The organism is Terrabacter sp. 2RAF25 (assembly GCF_052115265.1).
Taxonomy (GTDB): Bacteria; Actinomycetota; Actinomycetes; order Actinomycetales; family Dermatophilaceae; genus Terrabacter.
The window spans coordinates 1105367-1119872 of the sequence record NZ_JBFRGJ010000002.1 but is presented as its reverse complement, the minus strand read 5'-3'; the positions used below and the strand labels follow the sequence as shown (position 1 = coordinate 1119872).

The 14506-nt window shown below is 71.4% G+C and carries 11 protein-coding genes; 7 read left to right on the top strand and 4 right to left on the bottom strand.

Going from position 1 to position 14506, the window contains the following annotated elements:
• Positions 1-28 precede the first annotated feature (28 nt).
• Complete coding sequence (locus AB4091_RS08470; protein WP_442291291.1) at positions 29-1015, top strand: LLM class F420-dependent oxidoreductase; 987 nt, start codon at positions 29-31, stop codon at positions 1013-1015.
• A gap of 6 nt (positions 1016-1021) precedes the next feature.
• Here the strand turns inward: AB4091_RS08470 and AB4091_RS08465 are convergent, their stop codons facing one another.
• Both AB4091_RS08465 and AB4091_RS08460 read right to left on the bottom strand, forming a co-directional pair.
• Positions 1022-1552, bottom strand: coding sequence for a DUF4395 domain-containing protein (locus AB4091_RS08465; protein WP_442291290.1), 531 nt, complete (start codon positions 1550-1552; stop codon positions 1022-1024).
• 66 nt (positions 1553-1618) lie between these two features.
• Positions 1619-3172 carry an MFS transporter gene (locus tag AB4091_RS08460; protein ID WP_442291289.1) on the bottom strand — a complete coding sequence of 518 codons (1554 nt, stop codon included), beginning with the start codon at positions 3170-3172 and terminating at the stop codon, positions 1619-1621.
• A gap of 92 nt (positions 3173-3264) precedes the next feature.
• Between AB4091_RS08460 and AB4091_RS08455 the strand changes: the two genes are divergently transcribed.
• The gene (locus AB4091_RS08455) at positions 3265-4062 is read left to right on the top strand and encodes a deoxyribonuclease IV (protein ID WP_442291288.1); all 798 of its coding nucleotides are present in this window, start codon (positions 3265-3267) and stop codon (positions 4060-4062) included.
• Between the two features lie 93 nt (positions 4063-4155).
• Here the strand turns inward: AB4091_RS08455 and AB4091_RS08450 are convergent, their stop codons facing one another.
• The gene (locus AB4091_RS08450) at positions 4156-5064 is read right to left on the bottom strand and encodes a DUF4118 domain-containing protein (RefSeq protein WP_442291287.1); all 909 of its coding nucleotides are present in this window, start codon (positions 5062-5064) and stop codon (positions 4156-4158) included.
• Between the two features lie 111 nt (positions 5065-5175).
• On the opposite strand from AB4091_RS08450, the gene AB4091_RS08445 reads away from it, so the two are divergent.
• From AB4091_RS08445 to AB4091_RS08435, 3 genes are read left to right on the top strand one after another with little or no spacing between them, the layout of a single operon-like run.
• Complete coding sequence (locus AB4091_RS08445; RefSeq protein ID WP_442291286.1) at positions 5176-5580, top strand: DUF6855 family protein; 405 nt, start codon at positions 5176-5178, stop codon at positions 5578-5580.
• An 8-nt stretch (positions 5581-5588) separates the two neighbouring features.
• A complete protein-coding gene (locus tag AB4091_RS08440; protein ID WP_442291285.1) occupies positions 5589-6524 on the top strand; it encodes an aminoglycoside phosphotransferase family protein in 936 nt (311 codons plus the stop codon).
• Positions 6525-6534: 10 nt separating this feature from the next.
• Complete coding sequence (locus AB4091_RS08435; protein WP_442291284.1) at positions 6535-6936, top strand: DUF3224 domain-containing protein; 402 nt, start codon at positions 6535-6537, stop codon at positions 6934-6936.
• A gap of 75 nt (positions 6937-7011) precedes the next feature.
• On the opposite strand, the gene AB4091_RS08430 is transcribed toward AB4091_RS08435, so the two are convergent.
• Positions 7012-12147 carry a GH92 family glycosyl hydrolase gene (locus tag AB4091_RS08430; RefSeq protein WP_442291283.1) on the bottom strand — a complete coding sequence of 1712 codons (5136 nt, stop codon included), beginning with the start codon at positions 12145-12147 and terminating at the stop codon, positions 7012-7014.
• Between the two features lie 239 nt (positions 12148-12386).
• Here AB4091_RS08430 and AB4091_RS08425 point away from each other — a divergent pair, with 239 nt between their 5' ends.
• Together AB4091_RS08425 and AB4091_RS08420 are read left to right on the top strand one after the other, a co-directional pair.
• The gene (locus AB4091_RS08425) at positions 12387-13418 is read left to right on the top strand and encodes a LacI family DNA-binding transcriptional regulator (RefSeq protein ID WP_442291282.1); all 1032 of its coding nucleotides are present in this window, start codon (positions 12387-12389) and stop codon (positions 13416-13418) included.
• A complete protein-coding gene (locus tag AB4091_RS08420; RefSeq protein ID WP_442291281.1) occupies positions 13415-14491 on the top strand; it encodes a class I mannose-6-phosphate isomerase in 1077 nt (358 codons plus the stop codon). Before AB4091_RS08425 ends, AB4091_RS08420 begins: the two co-directional genes overlap by 4 nt.
• Positions 14492-14506 lie beyond the last annotated feature (15 nt).

Below are 14506 nucleotides of genomic sequence, written 5' to 3'. Positions count from 1 at the left end.
GACCCGGTCGACCGGGTACGTCGCCAAGGTGACGAACTTCGGATACACCCTGATGACCGAGCAGAGCGGCCCCAAGGACCTCGTCCGCTGGGCCGTCGGCGCCGAGCAGGCCGGCTTCGACTTCGCGGTGAGCAGCGACCACTTCTCACCGTGGCTCACCGAGCAGGGCCACGCCCCGTACGCGTGGGCCGTGCTCGGAGCAGTCGCCCAGGCCACCGAGCGGGTCGAGCTCATCACCTACGTGACCTGCCCGACGATGCGCTACCACCCCGCCGTCGTGGCGCAGAAGGCCGCGACCCTCCAGCTGCTCGCCGACGGCCGGTTCACCCTGGGGCTGGGCAGCGGCGAGAGCCTCAACGAGCACGTCGTCGGCGAGGGCTGGCCTGGTGTCGAGACCCGGCAGGAGATGCTGCGCGAGGCCATCGAGGTCATCCGCCGGCTGCACTCCGGCGACCTCGTGACCCACCACGGCGAGTACTTCGACGTCGACTCCGCCCGCATCTGGGACCTGCCCGATCTCACCGTGCCGATCGCCGTGGCCGTGAGCGGCGACGCCTCGATCGAGCGCCTCGCCCCGCTCGCCGACCACATGATCGCCGTCGAGCCCTCGGCCGACCTCGTCTCGGAGTGGAACCGCACCGACGGCGCCCCCCGGGTGGGTGCTGACGCGCGCGCCATCGGTCAGATCCCGATCTGCTGGGACCCCGACGAGGCCACGGCGGTCAAGCGTGCCCACGACCAGTTCCGCTGGTTCGGCGGCGGCTGGTCGGTCAACGCCGACCTACCGACACCCAAGGGCTTCGCGGGCGCCACGCAGTTCGTGCGACCGGACGACGTGGCGTCGTCGATCCCCTGCGGCCCCGACCTGGACACGATCGTCGAGGCCGTACGCGCGTGGTGGGAGGCAGGCTTCACCGACGTCGCACTCGTCCAGATCGGTGGGGACGCGCAGGAGCGCTTCCTGGATGAGGCGGCGGGCCCGCTTCTCGGGAAGCTGCGCGCTGCTGCCGGCTGAGCCGGTTCAGGCCGCCGCTGCCCGCTCGGCGAGGAGACGCTCGCGTCGCTTCGTGATGTCGGCGCACTCGAGGCAGACCTCCTCGGGCACGAGCCCGATGCGCATGAGGCCGGAGAACACGAGGCAGCCGACGCAGATGCCGAAGATCGACTCGAGCGCCGGGAAGACGACCATCACGGCGCCGATGCCGATGACCCAGGCGGCCGCGACGGACGAACCGGATGCCAGGCCGACGATCCAGAGCACGGTCGCGGCGACCGTCATGACAGCACCGATGGTCGCCGCGAACCGCTTGGGCGGACCGGCCGTCGGGCGCTTCGGGGCGGCCACGGCAGGTCGGATCCACCGCTGCACGAGCCGGGCGACCGGACTGGCCTGGGGCCCGAGCGCTGCCCGCAGGGAGAAGTCGACGGCGAGGACGGCATAGAGCCACCACTGCGAGGTGGCCAGGGCAATGACGCCGACGACGAGGACGACAGCCGCGATCAGCCGGACGGTGACGTCGTCGACCACGGCGGGGAAGCGGGAAGAACTCATGCAGACATTATTGACTGCATAAGGGTTGCTTATGCAAGGACTCCAGATTCCGGACGGCCCTCCCGGTCAGCGGTTGCGCAACACCCGCAGGGCGGCCACGGCGCACACGACGAACATCGCTGCACCGACACCGGCGACGACGTCGAGACTCGTCGAGAACGCGGCCTCGGCTGCGGCGACGAGCTCACGGGCGGCCGCGGCCGGCAGGGTCGACGCGGCCTGCACGGCGCCGGCGAGGGAGTCGAGCGCAGCCGTCGTGGTGTCGGAGACGTGCCCTGCGGCATACGGCCCGAGCTGACCGCGGTAGACGAACGTCGCGAGGGAGCCGAGGCCCGCGACGCCGACGGCGATGCCGAACTCGGCCGAGGTCTCGGACATCGAAGCGACCGAGCCGGCCCGCTCGGGCGGCGCGGACTGCATCATGACGCCCATCGTCAACGTGGAGGGGACCATGATCCCGAACGACGTCAGGCACATCCCGAAGACGAGCAGCCCGAGACCGGAGGCCGCACCGACCTGCGTGTAGAGCGTGAGACCGGCTGCGCAGACGAGCAGGCCGAAAGCCATGCTGCGGGCGGTGCCGAGGCGAGCCGCGATCCGGGCGGAGGTCGACGAGCCGAGCAGCAGCGCGATGTTGGCCGGGAGCATCCACAGGCCGGCACCGAGGGGCGAGAGACCCGCGACGAGCTGCAGCCACTGCGAGCCGAGGAAGGAGACACCGGCCATCACGACGCCACCGACGAGCATGATCGCGAGGGCCGTCGAGAACGCACGGCTGCGGAAGAGGGCCAGGTCGACGAGCGGGTTGGCGATGCGACGCTGACGGCGGACGAAGACGATCGCCATCGCGAGCCCCACGCTGCCCGTGCTCAGCGCGACGGTCGTGTTGCCGCCGCGGGCGATCTCCTTGAAGCCGTAGATCACCGGCAGGGTCGTGGCGAGCGAGAGCACCGAGCTGGCGACGTCGACCCTGGTGCCGGCGTGACGCTCGGACTCGGGCAGCACCCGGCGGCCCACGACGACGAGCAGCACCATGAACGGCACGCCGAGCAGGAACGCCGAGCCCCACCAGAAGTGGGCGAGCAGCACGCCGCCGACGAGGGGGCCGACGGCCATGCCGCCCATGAAGCACGAGTACCAGACGCCGATCGCGGTCATCATCTGCTTCTCGTCGCTGAAGATCGTGCGGATCAGGCCCATCGTCGAGGGCGTCAGGGTGGCACCGGCGATCCCGAGCACGGCCCGCCAGAAGATCAGCTGGCCGGGGCTGGTGGCATAGGCCGCTGCCGCGCTCGCGACACCGAACGCGACGGCGCCGCCGAGCAGGAGGCGCTTGCGACCGATGCGGTCGCCCACAGCGCCCATCGTCACGAGGAAGCCGGCCAGCACGAAGCTGTAGATGTCGAGCATCCACAGCTGCTGGGTCGTGCTCGCGCCGAGGTCTGCCGACAGCTCGGGAAGCGCGAGGTAGAGCACGCTGACATCGAGCGACAGCAGCAGCGCGGTCAGCGCGAGGACACCGAGGGCGAGCCACTGGCGGCGCGACGGCGTGCTGGCGGGGGCGGAGGTGGCGCCGATGGTGGGCGGCTGGGCCGTCTGGGTCTCGGTTGTCGTCGTCATGTCCCTACGTCGAGCGGGCTCCGCCTCCTTCGACACCGCCGGGCGGAAAGGTCGCGAGATCTCCTGTCGGGCCCACGGCATACGCTCGGGGCATGGCTCTACACATCGGTGCGCACGTCGACCAGGAGGACCCGATCGCCGAGGCGAAGGCGCGTGGGGCCTCGCTCTCGCAGCTCTTCCTCGGCGACCCGCAGAGCTACAAGGGCCCCGTCATCCGGTACGCCGGTGGCGCGGCCGCGCTCAAGGTCGACGCCGAGGCCGCGGGCATCGACCTCTACGTGCACGCGCCCTACCCGATCAACGTCGCGAGCCTCAACAACCGCATCCGCATCCCCGGCCGCAAGCTGCTACAGCAGCACCTGACGGCCGCCGGTGAGATCGGCGCCAAGGGCGTCATCGTGCACGGCGGTCACCTCGGCGTCGACGAGGACGCCGCCAAGGGCTTCGACAACTGGCGCAAGTGCATCGACGGGCTCGACCTGCCCGTGCCGCTGCTCATCGAGAACACCGCCGGCGGCGACAACGCGATGGCCCGCCGCCTCGAGGCGATCGCCCGGCTGTGGGACGCCATCGGCTCGGCGTCCGGCAGCGACCAGGTCGGTTTCTGCCTCGACACCTGCCACGCCCACGCCGGCGGCAACGACCTCGGCACCGTCGTCGACGAGGTGCGTGCCATCACCGGCCGCATCGACCTCGTCCACGCCAACGACTCGCGCGACGAGTTCGACTCCGGCGCCGACCGGCACACCAACTTCGGTTCGGGACACATCGCCGCAGAGGCGCTCGCCGGGGTGATCCGGGCGGCCAGGGCGCCGGTGGTGTGCGAGACGCCGGGTGGCCTCGAGGGCCAGGCGGCGGACATCGCCTGGCTGCGGTCCCACGCCGACTGATTCCGCGGGACTCCACGGGACTCCACGGGACTCCGCGGGACTCCGCGGCTGCCCGGCCTTTCAGCCCGATCCCAGCATTTCCTGACACAGTCTTTACCCCACGGACCTGTTCCGGCACCTAGGTTCTTCAAGGGTTGCGCGCGGTCCGTCAATGACGCCGGTCCGCGCGTTCTCCTGTGTCGCGTGCCGCGTCCCGCCATCCCCTCCTCGGTGGCGGGCCGCGGCTTTCGTGCTTTCAGGGGTGTGGCCCGCTTGGCTCGCAGTCTGCGTCACGGCCTCCTCGACCATCCGGTCGGCGAGCAGGGCTGCGACGCGGCGCTGCTCGACGGTGGGCCGCACCACGTGCGTGGACGTCACGACCCGGAAGTGCCCGACCACCTCGCCCCGCCGGCGCACCGGCACGGCCGTGAAGGCGTCCGTCGGCAGACCGGTCCGCTCGACGGGAACCTGTCGGCCGGCCCGTGTGACCACGCCCCCGGCCTCGACGACCGCGTCGTCGGACCCGGGCAGACCGGGCACCCACTCGCACCTGTCGGCGCCGAGGACGGTCGTCACGGCACCGGCGATCTGGCCCGCCCGGGCGGAGCTGCTCGTCCCGTGCGGCAGGTCGAGCAGCTGCGCCAGTCCGCCGAGGTAGCCCTCCCGGCGCTGCGCCTCCTGCTGCTGGCGGCGGCCCCACAGCGCGATCTCCGTGACGGCGAGACCGACGACGACGAGGGCGCCGGCCAGCTCCAGGTCGTCGCGGTGGACGATCGACAGCGAGTGGTAGGGCTCGGTGAGGAAGAAGTCGAACGACGTGGCGGCGGCAAGGGCGGCGACCATGCCGGCCACCCGGTCACCGGTCGCCGCGGATGCGACGACAGTGAGGACGAGCACCATGGCTGCCGTGCTCGTCTCCATGCCGGCGCGCAGCAGCCCGAGCAGCGCTCCGACCGCCACCGGGACCAGCACCGCCAGCCACCGGGTGAGGGTTCGATGGGTCGTCAGCCAGTCGTCGTCCACATCTCCATGACACCCCCGCACCCTCGGAGGGCGCTGCGTGCCGGCCGGGATCCTGATGGGTTCTTGACGCGGTCCTGACGCGGGCGCCTGTCGCGGGAGTACAAAGGAGCCATGAGCGGCGGCGGCACGAAGGACGACCCCTGGGGCCTCAGCACCCCGCCCGGCACGTCGGCGTACTCGATGTACCGCGACGAGGAGGCCGACCCGCCCCAGCTCGTCTGCCGGGTGGGCTCGACCCGCCTGATCTACGACGCCCGCGTCGTCGACGACATGCACGCGTGGCTCCGCGAGCAGGGCGACTGGGTGCCCTTGGGCGCGGCCGACGAGCAGAAGCCCGCCAAGGAGGGCACCGTCGAGGCGTGGGGGCGGTCCGAGTCCAACCCGGTCGGCGGCTGGTACGGCCTGCGCAAGGGCTACCGCGGCCGGGTCGGCATGTACCTCCCGCCGCTGCTCGAGGAGCTCGGGCTCGCCGAGGTGGAGCACAACCCCCGCAACAACCGCATGCGCGCCCTCTGACCGCCGGGATGCCGCCCGCCCGGATGCACGAGGACGAGCTGGTCGTCGACGAGCACCTTGTCCGTCGCCTGGTCGCCGGGCAGCTGCCGCACCTCGCCCACCTGCCCGTGCGTCGCTTCGCGTCCACCGGCACGGTCAACGCGATCATCCGCCTCGGCGACGACCTCTACGCCCGGCTCCCCCGCGTGGCCGCGTGGGCCGACGACCTCGTCAAGGAGCTCGAGTGGCTGCCACGGCTGGCACCGGCGCTCCCCCTCACCGTGCCGGAGCCCGTAGCCGTGGGTCGACCGACTGATGCCTTCCCCCACCCGTGGGCGATCTTCCGGTGGGTGCCGGGCTCGCCGTATGCCGTGGGCGCCGTGGACGAGGTGACCGCGGCCCGTCGTCTCGCCGGGTTCGTCTCGGCGCTGCGCGAGGTCGCCGTCCCGGTCCAGGCGCCGGCGGGCGGCCGGCGGCCGCTGGCGGAGCTCGATGCCGCGACACGTGACGCACTCGAGCGCTCCCGTCACCTCGTCGACGCCGATGCGGCCCTCGCCGCCTGGGACCGGGCGAGGCAGGCGCCCGCCTTCGATCCCCTCGAGTCGCGACGGGTCTGGCTGCACGGCGACCTCCTGCCGCCGAACGTCCTCGTGAACGGCGGCCACCTCGCTGCCGTCCTCGACTTCGGGAGCCTCGGCGTGGGCGACCCTGCAGCCGACGCCATCGCCGCCTGGACGATGTTCACACGGGCCGGCCGGACGGCATACCGGGAGGCGCTCGGGGTCGACGACGCGACGTGGGAGCGGGCGCGCGGTTACGCGCTGACCCAGGCGGCGCTCATCGTGCCCTACTACGAGCACTCCAACCCCGACTTCTCGGCGATGGCCAGGCGCACCATCGCCATGGTGCTGGAAGACGCGCGCGACGTCGGGAACGTTCTATCCCAGAGCGATTCGGCTCGGTAGCGTCGACCGCATGCTCAGCACCTCGACCTTCACGACGTCCGACTTCGACGTCACCGACTACACACCCGACGTCACCACCGCCCTGCCGACGGGGCACCTCCGCATGCGCAAGACGTATGCCGGTGACGTGGCGGGCCGCAGCGTCACCCAGTTCACCTCGGCCTTCGACCAGCAGACGGGCGTCGGCACGTACGTCGCGATGGAGTCGTTCGAGGGCACGGTGGCCGGACGCCGGGGCGCCTTCAACTTCGTGCACGCCGCCTCGACGTCGGGTCCGGACCGGGCCAACGAGTACGGCCTCATCGTCCCGGGCAGCGGCACCGACGAGCTCACCGGCATCGAGGGCACGGTGCGGCTCACGATCGACGCCGACGGGACCCACCACATGGAGTTCGACCACAACCTCGGGTGAGCCGAGGCACGCTGCACGCAGCAGAGCGGCGCGGGGGGCGTGTTCCCCGCGCCGCTCTGCTGTGGTGTCTCCGGTCTAGCCGACCGTGACCGTCAGCGTGCTGAGCACGTCGGACCTCGAGTCGGACACGAGGACCCGCACCGGGTAGGTGCCCGCAGCGGCCCAGGTGTGTCCGCCCTTCACGGTGGCCGTGCCGTCGGCACCGACCGTCACCGTCGCGTCCTCGGTGACCGAGCCATCGCCCCACTGGACCCGGGCGGTGTAGCCACCCGCGGAGGGCACACCGCCCTTGGCCGTGCCGAGCGTGACGGCGGCGGCCTGGCCCGCCTTCGCCGAGGCATCGTCGCCGGCTGTCACACCGAGCGCCGAGCCGTTGTCGGCCACCGCGAACACGTGGATCCGGCCGGCCGACTTCGGGTCGCCCGTCTGGGTCGGCAGGGTGACCGACTGCACCGTCTTCCCGGCCGGCACGGTGAGCGGCGCCGTCGCGAAGAGCTTGGCGCGGCAGCTGTCGGTGCCGGTGCCGTTGAGGCGGTAGGCCATCTCGAGCGCCACGACGTTGCCGAACTGGGGCGACCCGCACCAGTCGCCGTACTGCACCAGGTAGCTCGTCGTCGAGCCATCGGTGAAACGGACGGTGGCGGTCGTGTCCTGGTTCTTCTGCGTCGCCGTGCCGATGAGCGAAAGCTGCGTCGCGCCCGGGGCCAGCGTCACCGGAAGGGTCTGCCGGGCGCCCGTCGCGTTGTCCTCCTGGCCCACCGGGATGCCCGGCATGGAGAACTTCAGCTCGGTGCCCGGGACGGTGAGCAGCTTGCCCGGGACGCCGCCCGCCGCAGCGAGCGCCTCACGGGACAGGCCCGCACGGTCGCCGTCGCACGGGACGGAGTCGCCCACGTTGCCGAAGCACACGGAGTCGAACCCGGCGGCATACGCCGGCACGGAGGCCTGGTGCACGGTCGCGGCACCGAGCACGGAGCCGCCGTCGTTGGCCGTCGTGACGGTCACCTTGGGCTGGTACGGCCCCGGCTTCGCCCACGTGTGCGTGCCGCGGATCGTGTACGAGCCCAGGTCGGCGGCCGCGATGGTGCCCTCGGAGCTCGTGCCGTCACCCCACTCGATCGTCGCCTTGGCCGTGGCCGACGGGTCCTGCCCCTGGCCGACGCCACCCGAGAAGGTCGCGACGGTGCCGGTCCAGGCCGTGTCCTCGGACGTCTCGAACGGCTCGGCGGCGGACACCTTGATGCCGGTGTTCTGCGCCTTGGAGCCGTCGGTGAGCAGCTCGACCTCGGACAGGTTCGCGGCCGCACCGCCGACCGTCGCCGTGACGACGAGACGGTAGGTCGTGAACGTGCCCGTGTGCGCGATCTCGAACGGACGTGTCTGCGTCCGCCACGGGAAGACCTGCCCCGTACGCGTGTCGAGCGTCTGCCAGGTGGCGCCGCCGTCCTTGCTGCCCTCGAGGCGCCACGCCGACGGGTCGCCGGCGTTCGGTCCCGAGGTGAGGGTGTACCAGGTCGCCCGCTGGCCGGTGCCCGACAGGGTGAAGCCGACGGTCGGCGTGGCCGACGTGAACGTCGTCGACGTGCGCGACGTGTTGTCGAAGAGCGCCTTGGCGTCCTGGCCCGACGCGAGGTCGGTCGCCGTCGCGGTGCCGCGGCCGGGGCCGGTCGCGTCCTTGAGCGGCTTCGGCGCCTCGGTGCCCTGCGTCAGCGACGGCGGGGCGTCCTGGGCACGAGCGCCGAAGTCGGACGGCGCACTGCCCATGGCGAAGTCGACCGTCGTCGGCCCGGCGATCTCGCTCTGGTTGATCGAGACGCTCTTGTGCTTCTGGCCGTTGACCGTCACGCCCTGGACGTAGATGTTCTTCTCCGAGTTGCCCGGCGCGTTGACGACGAGGTCGCCCTGGGTGCGCTTGACCGTGACCTGCTCGAACTTCGGCGAACCGATGGCCCAGTTGGGCGAGCCGACCTGGAGCGGGTAGATGCCGAGCGAGGAGAGGACGTACCACGCCGACATCTCGCCGTTGTCCTCGTCACCCGGGTAGCCCTGGCCGATCTCGCCACCGACGTAGAGGCGACGCATGATCTCGCGGACCTTCTCGGCCGTCTTGTACTGCTGGCCGGTCCAGTCGTACATGTACGCGATGTGGTGCGAGACCTGGTTGCTCTGGCCGAGCTGGCCCATGCGGACGTCGCGGGCCTCGAGCATCTCGTGGATGACGCCGCCGTAGCCGCCGGGCTTCGTCGCCGTCTCGGGCGTCGAGAAGAACGTGTCGAGCTTCTTCGCGAGCGCGTCCCGGCCGCCGTAGAGGTTGGCGAGTCCGTTGCCGTCGAAGGGCGCGTGGAAGGCGAAGTTCCAGGCGTTCGTCTCGGTGTAGTCGCCGCCCCAGGCCTCCGGGTCGAAGTCGGTCGGGTAGCTGCCGTCAGCCGCACGGCCCTGGAAGAAGCCGACCTTCGGGTTGAAGAGGTTGCCGTAGTGGGTCGACCGCTCGAGGAAGTACTTCGACTCCTCCGTGAGCTGCGCGCGACGGTTCGCCGGGGTCGCCGGGTCCTTGGCGAGCGCGGCCGCCATGGTGCCGATGCCGAAGTCGTTGACCAGCCCCTCGAGTCCCCACGACACGCTCTCACCGGTGTTGGTGCTCGTGTAGCCGAGGAAGGTCGAGGTGTCGAGGCCCTTGCGCCCCACGGCACTCGAGGTGGGCAGCACCGTCGCGTTCTTGACGGCGGCGTCGTACGCACCCAGTGGGTCGGGCAGCTTGACGCCCTTGACGTACGCGTCGGCGAACGCCACGTCGGAGCTCGTGCCCGTCATGAGGTCGGCGTAGCCCGGTGAGCTCCACCGGGCGACCCAGCCGCCGTCGCGGTACTGCTGGACGAAGCCGTCGGCGATCTGGGCCGCCACCTCGGGGTAGAGGAGGCTGTAGGCCGGCCACACGGTCCGGTAGGTGTCCCAGAAGCCGTTGTTGACGTAGATCTTGCCGTCCTTGATCGCGGCGTTGGTCGTCGTGGTCGTGGCCGAACCCACCTTGGCCGCAACGGGGCTCGCGTACTGGTAGCGCGGGGCGGCGACGGTGCCGGTGTTCTCGAACTGGCTGTTCGGGTAGAGGTTCAGCCGGTAGAGGTTGGAGTAGAGCGTGGTGCGGTCGGAGTCGTTGGCACCCTTGACGCCGACGACGCCGAGCCGCGCGTTCCAGGCCTGCTTGGCTGCGGCCCGCACGGCGTCGAAGTCGCGGTCGGCAAGCTCGGACGCGTGGTTCCTCTTCGCCTGGTCGAGCGAGATGAACGACGTCGACAGCTTGAGCACGACCTGCTTGTTGCTGGTCGTGTCGAAGCTGGCGTAGCGGGTTCCGGTGTGACCGTTCGGCGCGGTGCCCACGGCCGAGGCCGGGCGGTCGAACGTGCCGTAGACGAACATGCGGCTGCGTCCGGCGGACAGGCCGCTGCCGTTGTCGACCCAGCCGGTCATCGTGCCGGTGGCTGCATCGACCGTGAAGGCACCGCTGTCGTCACTGGTGTCGACGACGAGGCTGCCCTTGCTGGCCGAGGCCGGGAAGGTGAAACGGTAGACACCGCCGTGGTCGGCGGGCGCCGTCTCGGCCGTGAGCCCGCCCGCGAGGACCGCCCTGTAGTAGTCGGGGTGTGCCACCTCCGTCGCGTGGTCGAAGGCGAGGCCGCGACCCGACACGCTGCCGGTCGGGGTGCCCGTCGCGATCGACGGCATGACCGACATCTGGTTGCGGTCACCCATCCACGGGCTGGGCTCGTGCGAGATCGCAAGCCCTTGCAGCACAGGGAGGTTCGCTGCGTTGTTCTGCGACTGGTAGTTGTACTCCCACGACTGCGAGTTCGCGTCGGTCACCGGCGTGAAGAACGTGAAGCCGTTGGGCACCGCGCTGATCGGCAGGTTGTTGCCGCGCGAGAAGCCGCCGGACGCGTTGGTGCCGCGTCGCACGTCGACGTAGTTGGTCAGGTCGGCCCCGTCGATGACAGCCGGGTCGCCCTGGACCGCGATGTCGTCGATCCAGCCGCCGAACCTGGTGTCCTTGGTCGCGCCGCCCGTGTTGTCGTAGCCGACGAGCACGCGGTCGATGGTCTTGCCGGCGGCGACCTTGCCGACGTCGAGCGAGACCGCGTTCCACTGGTTGGCGTAGAGGATCTTGCCCTTGCCCTGCCCGCTCGGGCTCGCCGAGACGCCGTGCTGGTCGTCGCCGCCGAGGTCGGACAGGTAGGTGCCGTCGGTGAACCTGAGGTCGAGCGACGCATACGTCGAGGGGTACTCGAGGTCACCGGCGATCATGTCGGGGAAGATCTTGTAGCTCAGCCGGGTCTTCGTGGTGACCGGCAGGTCGACGTCGAAGAGCCGGTTCCAGGCGTACCCGCGGCCGTCGGTCGTGTGGCCGCCCGAGTAGCGCAGCGCCTTGACGCCCGTCCACCCGACGAGCGGCTTGATGTTGAAGCCCGAGATCGGGCCCGAGCCGACGACCGTCTTCATCGGGGACGCCGGGCCAGAGCCCGTGGACCCGTCGGAGAGGTCCCAGTCGGCGAGCTGGACGGTGCCACCCGAGTGCACCGCGGTCACGTCGAGGCGGTAGTACGCGTACGTTCCCGGTGACGTCACCTGGAACGTACGCGTCGCGAAGCGACCCGAGAAGTCGATGCCGGTCTGGCGGTCGAGGTCGGTCCACGTGGTGCCGTCGGTCGACCCCTGGAACGTGAAGTCCTTGGGGTCGCGCTCCGGCGAGTCGTTCGCCGACGTGAGCGAGTAGCGCACCGCCTTGGCCGGCGTGCTGAGCTGGTAGCGCACCCAGGCGCTCGAGGCGAAGGCGAGCCACTTCGAGTCGGGGTTGGCGTCGGCGAGGTTCGCCGCCACCTCGCCCGGGCCGTTCTCGGCGCTCGCGGTGACTCCGGTGACCGAGCCGAGCAGGCTGCCGTCGGCGCTCGCGGTGCCCGAGACGTTGCGCTGCCGCGGGCCTTCGGCACCGGCCTCGACGGTCGAGAGCTCGGGCTGGGGCTGGCCCGACTCGAACGACGTCGAGAAGTCGCCGGCAGGGGCATCTGCCGCGGGCGCGGTGACGGATGGTGCGGTGACGGATGGTGCGGTGGACGCCTCGACCGCGCCGGCCGAGGACGGACCTGCGACCACTCCCGCGGTCGAGGTGGCCAGGACTGCCAGGGCGATGACGCCTCTGCGGATCCCGGATCTGTGGGACATGGGTTCCTCCGTGCTCGTCGTTGAGCCGTGCTGTGAGCAGCTGACATTGGGGAGGCCGGGTCCGGTGGTCTACGGGCCGGCTCCGACCCGGCGAGACTCGTCGCCCACGACAAAGGGCGTCAACAGGGCGAAGGGTTCTTGTCCGGTCAGGACATCGAATCGGACAGAACAGTCAGTACGCGGCGTCGGACGAGCATCCTGCGTTGCCTTTTCCGGTGGGCGCTGGTCGGATGGCAGCCATGACAGCGTTGTCTGACCACCGGACAGCCATCCGCCCGACGATGGCCGACGTCGCAGCCGAGGCCCACGTCTCGGTCAAGACCGTCTCGCGTGTGGTCAACCACGAGCCGGGCGTGCGACCGGACACCGCAGAGCGGGTTCGTGCCGTCATCGAGCGACTCGGCTTCCGCCGGCACGACGGCGCGCGGATGATGCGCCAGGGCCGCACCTTCACCATCGCGCTCGTCGTCGAGGACCTCGCCAACCCCTTCTACTCGCAGATCGGGGCCGCGGTCGAGCGCGAGGCCCGCATCCGTCAGCACCAGCTGATCACCGCCTCGGCCGAGGGCTCACCGACCCGCGAGCGGGCCGTCATCGAGGCCCTCATCAACCGTCGGGTCGACGGCATCGTCGTGGTGCCGGCCGACGAGAGCGCGTCGTCGGACGCCGCGGTCGAGGCGAGCCAGACCCCCATCGTCTACATGGACCGGCCGGTGCGCGGCACACCGCGCGACACGGTGCTCAGCGACAACCACGGCGGCATCCGGAGTGCCGTCGAGCACCTCGTGGCGCACGGCCACCGGAGCATCGCCCTCTTCGGTGACGACCCCGCGTTCTGGACGGCGAGACAGCGCCGCGAGGCCTTCGTCGCGACGCACCAGTCGCTCGGGCTGGCCGGCAGCCCACGGGTGTCGATGGGTCCCCACTCGCCCGCCTCGGTGCGCGAGACCCTGACCCGCTGGAGCCAGACCTCCGACCCGACGACGGCGGTCATCACCGGCAACAACCGGATCACCATCGCGCTGCTGCTCGCGCTCCGTGACCTGCGGCTGCCGCTCTCGCTCGTCGGCTACGACGACTTCGAGCTCGCCGACCTCGTCGACCCACCCGTCACCGTCGTGCACCAGGACCCGGCGGCCATGGGCCAGAAGGCCGCCCAGCAGCTGTTCGCCCGGCTGCTCGGCGACGAGTCCCCGGCCCAGACGGTCGTCATGCCCACGCGCCTCGTCGTGCGGGGCTCGGGTCTGCGACGAGGGACCGCCTCGCGATGACCACCACCCACCCACCGAGGAGCACCACGACCGTGTCAGCGCCGACCCGCCTCCCGCTCAACACCCCGCGACGCTTCTACCGCGGCGGCGAGCGGATCCTCGCGTTCCGCGGGCTCGACACCCCTGCGGACTTCGACGGCCAACGGCCCGAGGACTGGCTGGCGTCGACGACCCGGCTCTTCGCCGAGGGTGGCGACGGGGTCACGGTGTTCGCCGACGGAACGTCCCTGCCCGAGGCGCTGGCCGCCGACCCCGACCACTGGCTCGGACCCGACCACGTGGCCGCGCACGGCGTGGAGCCGGGCCTGCTGACCAAGCTGCTCGACGCCGGGGAGCGCCTGCCCGTGCACTCTCACCCCGACCGGGCCTTCGCCGCCGCCCACCTCGACTGCGAGCACGGCAAGACCGAGGCGTGGATCGTTCTCGACGCCGAACCCGGAGCGAGCGTGTGGCTGGGCTTCCGGGAGGAGCTGCCGGCCGACGAGCTCGCGGCTCTCGTCGAGGCGCAGGACGAGCGGCTGCTCGAGGCCCTCAACCGCATCGAGGTGCAGGCCGGCGACACCGTGCTCGTGCCCGGTGGCCAGCCACATGCCATCGGAGAGGGCGTCTTCGTGCTCGAGCTGCAGGAACCGACCGACCTGTCGGTCATGCTCGAGCACCGTCGCTTCGGGCTCGAGGAGGCGCACGCGTTCCTCGGGCTCACCGTGCCGCGAGCGCTCGACAGCGTCGACCGTGGCCCGCTCACGGTCGAGCAGCTGGGCTCCCTGCGGCGGCGCTGGACCGACGTCGCCGGGGTCGGACACGCACTGCCCGCACCGGCGACCGAGTTCTTCCGGGCCGAGGTGCTGCGGGCGACACCGGGGTCGCCCGTGGTCGGCGCGGCCGCCTTCGCCGTCGTCGTCGTGGTCGCCGGCTCGGGCACGCTCGCCACGGCGGCCGGCCCCGTCGACGGGACGGCCGCGCCCCGCCCCATCGAGGTGGGACGGGGCGACGTGTTGCTCCTGCCCCACGGCGCGGGGCAGGTGACGCTCGACGGCGACGTCACCGTCGTGCGGTGCATGCCGCCGGCCTGACCAGGACTCGAGGAC

What these genes read in the sequence shown, in the direction of transcription:
- AB4091_RS08445 (WP_442291286.1), top strand. Translation starts at nt 5,176, where the DNA reads ATGAGCGGCGGCGGCACGAAGGACGACCCCTGGGGCCTCAGCACCCCG.
- AB4091_RS08425 (WP_442291282.1), top strand. Translation starts at nt 12,387, where the DNA reads ATGACAGCGTTGTCTGACCACCGGACAGCCATCCGCCCGACGATGGCC.
- AB4091_RS08440 (WP_442291285.1), top strand. Translation starts at nt 5,589, where the DNA reads ATGCCGCCCGCCCGGATGCACGAGGACGAGCTGGTCGTCGACGAGCAC.
- AB4091_RS08430 (WP_442291283.1), bottom strand. Translation starts at nt 12,147, where the DNA reads ATGTCCCACAGATCCGGGATCCGCAGAGGCGTCATCGCCCTGGCAGTC.
- AB4091_RS08455 (WP_442291288.1), top strand. Translation starts at nt 3,265, where the DNA reads ATGGCTCTACACATCGGTGCGCACGTCGACCAGGAGGACCCGATCGCC.
- AB4091_RS08420 (WP_442291281.1), top strand. Translation starts at nt 13,415, where the DNA reads ATGACCACCACCCACCCACCGAGGAGCACCACGACCGTGTCAGCGCCG.
- AB4091_RS08465 (WP_442291290.1), bottom strand. Translation starts at nt 1,552, where the DNA reads ATGAGTTCTTCCCGCTTCCCCGCCGTGGTCGACGACGTCACCGTCCGG.
- AB4091_RS08460 (WP_442291289.1), bottom strand. Translation starts at nt 3,172, where the DNA reads ATGACGACGACAACCGAGACCCAGACGGCCCAGCCGCCCACCATCGGC.
- AB4091_RS08435 (WP_442291284.1), top strand. Translation starts at nt 6,535, where the DNA reads ATGCTCAGCACCTCGACCTTCACGACGTCCGACTTCGACGTCACCGAC.